The 6,024-nt window shown below is 37.0% G+C and carries 3 protein-coding genes; all 3 read right to left on the reverse strand.

The genetic code is table 11. The features are described 5' to 3' along the window. Positions 1-215 precede the first annotated feature (215 nt). On the reverse strand, positions 216-2,840 hold the full coding sequence (locus BpJC4_RS15325; protein ID WP_151698168.1) for an efflux RND transporter permease subunit: 2,625 nt from the start codon (positions 2,838-2,840) through the stop codon (positions 216-218). A gap of 864 nt (positions 2,841-3,704) precedes the next feature. Continuing rightward, entirely contained in the window at positions 3,705-4,502 is a 798-nt protein-coding gene (locus BpJC4_RS15330; RefSeq protein WP_151698170.1) for a patatin-like phospholipase family protein, read from the reverse strand. Between the two features lie 327 nt (positions 4,503-4,829). Then, a complete protein-coding gene (locus tag BpJC4_RS15335; protein ID WP_151698169.1) occupies positions 4,830-5,507 on the reverse strand; it encodes a MarR family transcriptional regulator in 678 nt (225 codons plus the stop codon). Between the last annotated feature and the right edge of the window lie 517 nt (positions 5,508-6,024).

The raw sequence follows: 6,024 nt of genomic DNA on the forward strand, positions 1-6,024 counted from the left end.
GTATATTAAAATTAGTGTTTAAAAAGAATTTTCGTGTTCGTGTCTGCACACTCGTTTAAACTAAAAAATTCATTAATTTTTTTCGCCGATTTCTCTTATAGACGGTGAATAATCATTTTTTCAATGTATAATTTTATTTTTTTGTAACTGTCTACTTGACAGGGTGCAGTTCAGTTCATTATGAGACAGCCTCTTTGTGTTATATGTTCTTTACACTAACTGTTTTCATGGACTAATCCTATTTGTTTCTTATATTCTCTTCTCCGGAATAACAGAATCAAAGACGGCAAAATGGTTAATGCACTAATCAGGGAATATGCCGTGTCAATAACCGTTGTGATCCCAAATGTTTTAAGGACCGGGAAACTTACAAAGATGAGAACGGAAAAGCCGCCAATTACTGTTAATCCTGAAGCCGTTATGGCTTGACCAACTTTGGAAATAGCCACCTTAATGGCTTCACCTGCACTATGTCCTTTTGCTTCTTCTTCACGGTATCGCTCCATTATCAAAATGGTAAACTCAGTACCAATCCCTAATACAAGAGAACTTAACGCTGTTGTAAGCGGATTGTACGAAATGTTGAGAAGCTTTAAAGTTCCCGGTGAGAAACCAAGTACCAAAGCAATTGGTACCAATGGGTAAACAGCGTGCTTAAAACGCCTGTAGACCAGCAACAGTCCGACAAAAATGATGGCTAAACCCGCGCCGATCATAAGTCCATGGTTCGACCCAATATTATTGATTCCCTGCAGCATCATGACCTGGGCGCCGGCTGGATTTGCTGTAACACCTTTTGGAGTATTGACATCTTTAGTAATCTTGTTCATTAATTTCAACTGTTCGTCTGTGGATAAGTCTTTGTTAATTTTAAACTGGATGGTAGCGTATTGATGATTTTTACTAATCAGCGTTGTTTTCATCAATTCAGGCATGTCATTCACTTTATTCTTAAGGTCATTCTTCTCGACAGGCAAATTACCATTATTTATTGTTCTCAGCGTTGTTGCTAAGCTTGTAACGCCCTCTACATCTTGATATTTCTTATTTTCCTTCTTACCAAACTGATCCATCCACTTCACTACTTCCGGTTTAGTGACGTCTTCAGCCTCAACCAAATAAGTAATGTAGGTGGTAGACCCAACAACACTTTGCAAATATTTAGTGTTTTTCAATGCAGGCAAGCTTTGCGGAATAAGCTTCTGAATATTGGTCTCAGTTGGGATGGAGCTTTCTGCAGAAAAACTAAGGCCTGCTAAAATGACCGCCGCAACCAATATCGGAATAGAAACTTTCCCAACCCAACTAGTATATTGACTTAAGAAACGTGATAACAGCGACTCATCCGTTTTGCTTTTCTTAATTTGCTTTTCTTTTCTGTCTAATAATCGGAACGTGGAGAACATCATGACTAAGTCAACCGAATAACAGCAAACAACACCGATAGCTAAGGTTAATCCAAACTGCTGCATCATTGGCGCTTTCGATAAAAACATCGTTAGAAAGCTTAGAGCCATAATCAAAACCGCAATTCCGACGGCAGGCCCGATATTGGAAATTGCCCGCGTTATGGCAAGATGGACATTAGCTTCCTTTGAATATTCTTCTTCGTAGCGGTTATGGAACTGTACCCCGAAGTCGGTTCCCAAACCGATGATAATTGGTAAAGTCGCCATGGTTGCAAGTGTAATTGGAATCCCTAACCATCCCATTAAACCAAAAGTCCAGATTAAGCCAATCAGTACAAAGCCTAAGGCCAGCAACCGCCGCCGTACCGGAAACACAACAAATAATACAATAATCATGACGACAACCGCTAAAACCAGCATAAGTTCCATAGTAGTCATTACACTCGTTTTAATTTGCCCCAAAATAGCTGGAGTACCTGCTACTTTAACACTAACTCCTGTACCAAAGTCACTGTTCTTCACCAGCTTATGAATATCACTGTTCAGTTTCACATACGTATTCATATCTGTGTTCTTGGATGTGTTTAAAATCAGTAATACGTGCTCTCCGTTCTTAGGCAACAAAATGTTCAACTGTGACGGAACTTTTCCGTGATCTGAAAAGATGATCTGCCGCAACAGCTTATCGCTCATGTTTTGTACTTCCGGCAGATATCCTATTATTTGTTTTTGTAACTTCGTCTTTTGTTCACGGTTTAACAAACTCATCACATACTGCTGTTCTTTATCCTTCTGCTGCTTAGTCAGTAATTTTTGCAGCTCTGCCTGTTGCTGCTCGATGGTCATTTTCGTTCCTGTTACAGCATTTTTCCTTGCTAAGTCCGCCATTTTCGTCTTCTGTTCGGTTGTTAATAAGTTTTCCAAGTAAGCCTCCACTTGCTTTTTCTGGCTAGTCGTCAATGAATTTTGCATGCTAGTTTGTATTTTTTGCTTTTGGTCAGCTGTCAATGAATTCATAATGGTTTTCTGTAACTTGCTGTTACTACTTAACTCAGAGCTACCCAAAGATCCATGCTTACTGTTCAGTTCAGAGTTCAACACATTAACGAAATTAGTTCCACCTGTAATATTGTCAATTCTATTGGCTTTGCGCATAAATTGATCAATTTCCTGTGCTGTGTGGTGTGAAACCAATTTATTTTTATCACCCGACAGTAAAATAAATAATGAATCTCCACCAAAATTCTTTTGGTATATCTTTGTATTCTTATAAACACTCGATGATTTACTGATAAACACCTCGTTACCCATTTGCATTTGAATTTTGGGCAATCCCAAAGCAAACATAACAGTTAGCGCTAGAAAAATCATAATGTTCACTCGCGCATGCCTGCTAATAAAATCGCCGATTGTCACAAATACTTGTTTCATCTATACGTATCCTCCTTATAATTTCAAATTGTTACGAATTCAATTGAAATGACTAAGATATAAAAAGAGCCAAACGTCTTATAGTACGAAAAATTCAGTGAATTTGTATAATTGAACTTGTTTTAGATCATGACATTACAGTTACAGAGTCAATATTTTTCTAGCCAAGAGTTCTATGTACATATTGCTGTCACTGTAATGATTTGTCTCGTTGTTAGTATTTTCATATAATCGCTTTTTTCCGCAAAGAGATTGGGAAGTTTAAGCCTATTTATAAGCTAGAACTCATTACCGAAAAGTTATATTTATTCGTTGCAACAAAATATTTGTCATGAAATAGCAGTAAAAGGCTTGCACTCAGCTCATGAATTATCATTTTTTTAAAAGACGTTTATCCAGTAACTTAAACTCTTCTCTCGTTACTTATTTTGTAGTCCGTTATGCTTCAAGTAAGTCACTATCATCACATCCTTCCATCCCCCCTTTCTAGTTGTTGAGCTGTTTGCAGGCTGTTCAAACAATAAAGTAGAACTTTTCTTACAAAATGAATTCAAAACCACTATGTGAAACTAAATCACCCTTGTTAAGTCGCTTATTCACGCTTGTTTTTGAAAAACGATTCAAACAACTCGGCCCCAAATTTCATTACCCTTGCTACAATTACACAAAAAACCAAAAAACTGTTCATAACAATACCAAACTAAACATTTTATCGTCATTCCATTTTTCATCATGGTATTTCAATGGTAGTGAGCTTTTTTGGGTCTATCCTTCAACTGCCATTATGAATCCCATTCTGACCAAAATCGCTCTCCCAATGGTTTCTCAAATGTCATTCACTTTTCCTATCGTTTTGTACATATCCTAACTAACGGTTCGCTCTTTACACATGATTTTCAGTTTTAACTCGTCTATCATTTGTTCAGCCGCTTCCTCACCCGCTTCAATACATTCCTGCCATTTCCTAAAATCAAATGCCGGAATATGCCCCACTTCTGGTCGAATGATAACATCAGCACGACTAAGACTGTTATGCTTTCTTTTAGCGGTCATCAGACTGTAGGAACGATACACAACTTCAACCATATTACGCGGCGGTTTCTTATTATGTTCCCGGGCTACGTCGACGGCAATGATCAACTGACCATTTTCCTGACCCAATTCTTCTATCGGTAAATTATTTAGTACCCCTCCATCAACCAACATTTTACCTTCATGCATCACAGGAGCAAAAACACCAGGAAAAGCTGTAGTAGCGCGTAGTGCAGTCTCCAAATCTCCCTTGTCAAAAATCACCTGCTTGCCTTCAATCAAGTCGACGGAAATAGCTTTAAATCGAATGGGAAAATCCTCAATCATCAGCGTATTTTTTCCATGCTGTTTTAATAGTTTATGAACCATCGTGTTAATACCATTGCCGGCAATCAATCCCCGATGCCTGATACCAACATCGAACAAGCGATATTTTGGTGTCTTTTGTATAAAAGTTTCCAGAGTATAAGGTGAAATTCCAGCTGCATATAAACCTCCAATGGCACCGCCCATACTCGTACCCGCAATTCTATCAATATGAATCTTATGTCTTTCAAATGCCTTCAGTACACCAAGGTGAGCAAGTCCCCTAACTGCTCCACCACCTAAAACCAAACCAACTTTTCTCATGTTTAGCTCCTTTGTATCAAGTTTATTCTGCACTATCCACAAATATTGAGCGAAATTTTTTCTTACGAATAGACTATATTTACTAAATGTTCCAGAATGTAGCCATTGAAAATTTGCTTGTACAATACAAGCTAGTTCATCTAATGATCGTGCAGTGAATTTGTTCTTTTCATCCAACATTCAAAAGTTGCCGCAGTCAGAAAGTTAGGAACTTATACAACAGATATTGAAGTGTTACGTACTAAGGAATGGTAAACATCCAGTTTTCACATATTCTATTCAAATCATCACAAAAAAACCAAAAACAAACCGAAGAGTTTAGCTTTTCTAATCAAAAGCTGAACTCAAGAAATCGGAAAGCATATCTTTCTCTTCATCCGAAAGCCCCGCGATCAATTGAAGAAACTTAGAAACAAGATCCACTATTTCAACACCAAGATCATCATTCATTGTGTCAATAATCGTTCCAAGAACGGTACCAACAAACATCGTCATTCCCATCTCTTTGTTAGGCGCCTTTTGGAAAATACGATGAATCAATGATTCCGTTTTATTCCCAAGCTTCTTCAGATACATTACAAATAAACCAATAATATAGGCACAAAAATTAATTCTAGTACTAATATTAGGAATTTCATCCAATATGATCTTTGTTGCATCTTTAAGACTGCAGTTATTCAAATTTTTCAATAGCCCCAAAATATTTTCAACCGTTTTTTCCCAGTCTGTAAGATCAATCGTTTCGTTTCGAGCTTTCTTGAAAAGATCCCAAGCTTTAGATGTAGGGATAAACACAACCTGTGAGCGCCCAGTCTCCTTGTTATTGACTTCATAACTGCGAGAAATAAAACCCTGTTTTTCTATTTCTTTTAACATATCATAAGCCGTCCATTTACTAACTCCCATTGATTGTGCCAAGGCTTCGTAATGAATGGGTAGGTTCGTTTTCTGATGCAACTCCATTAATTTATGTAAAAATTGCAAGCGGCGTTTAGTTAGCGGCACGATAATTATATACCTCCCTATTCATCTATTACAAAACGTTTTTGTGCTTTTTGTGTCTTAAACTTTAACATCAAATGCCTTTATAGTCAAGTTGAACCTCTATGAGTGCGAGTCAATTTTTTGTATGATCTTTTTTCCTCTTTCCCTCCCTTCTCTCCAATTTTGAAAAGCCTTTCAATCCTTTTAATGTGTATCTACTTGAATCACTTCAATGGTTTCCGTGGTTTTTTGTGATATCCACTTCCTAATATTCCTTATCATGTCTGTCTCTTTTCCCATTTTTTCTCCCCCTCTTATAAATCGGATGGATTTTTTTATACAAAATAAAAAAATGACCACTGAACAGTATTCAGCGGCCAAAATATACTATGGAAAAAAACTATGATATTATAAAAATAATTTTACAACTTTTGGATAATGAAATCGTAGTACCCCATTTAATTTTTATGTATCCTCAACTTCCGCATCGATCATATTTTTAATTGTGCAAATTTTATATTGGGTTTTGATTCACGTT

The organism is Weizmannia acidilactici (assembly GCF_008974185.1).
GTDB lineage: Bacteria > Bacillota > Bacilli > Bacillales > Bacillaceae_C > Weizmannia > Weizmannia acidilactici.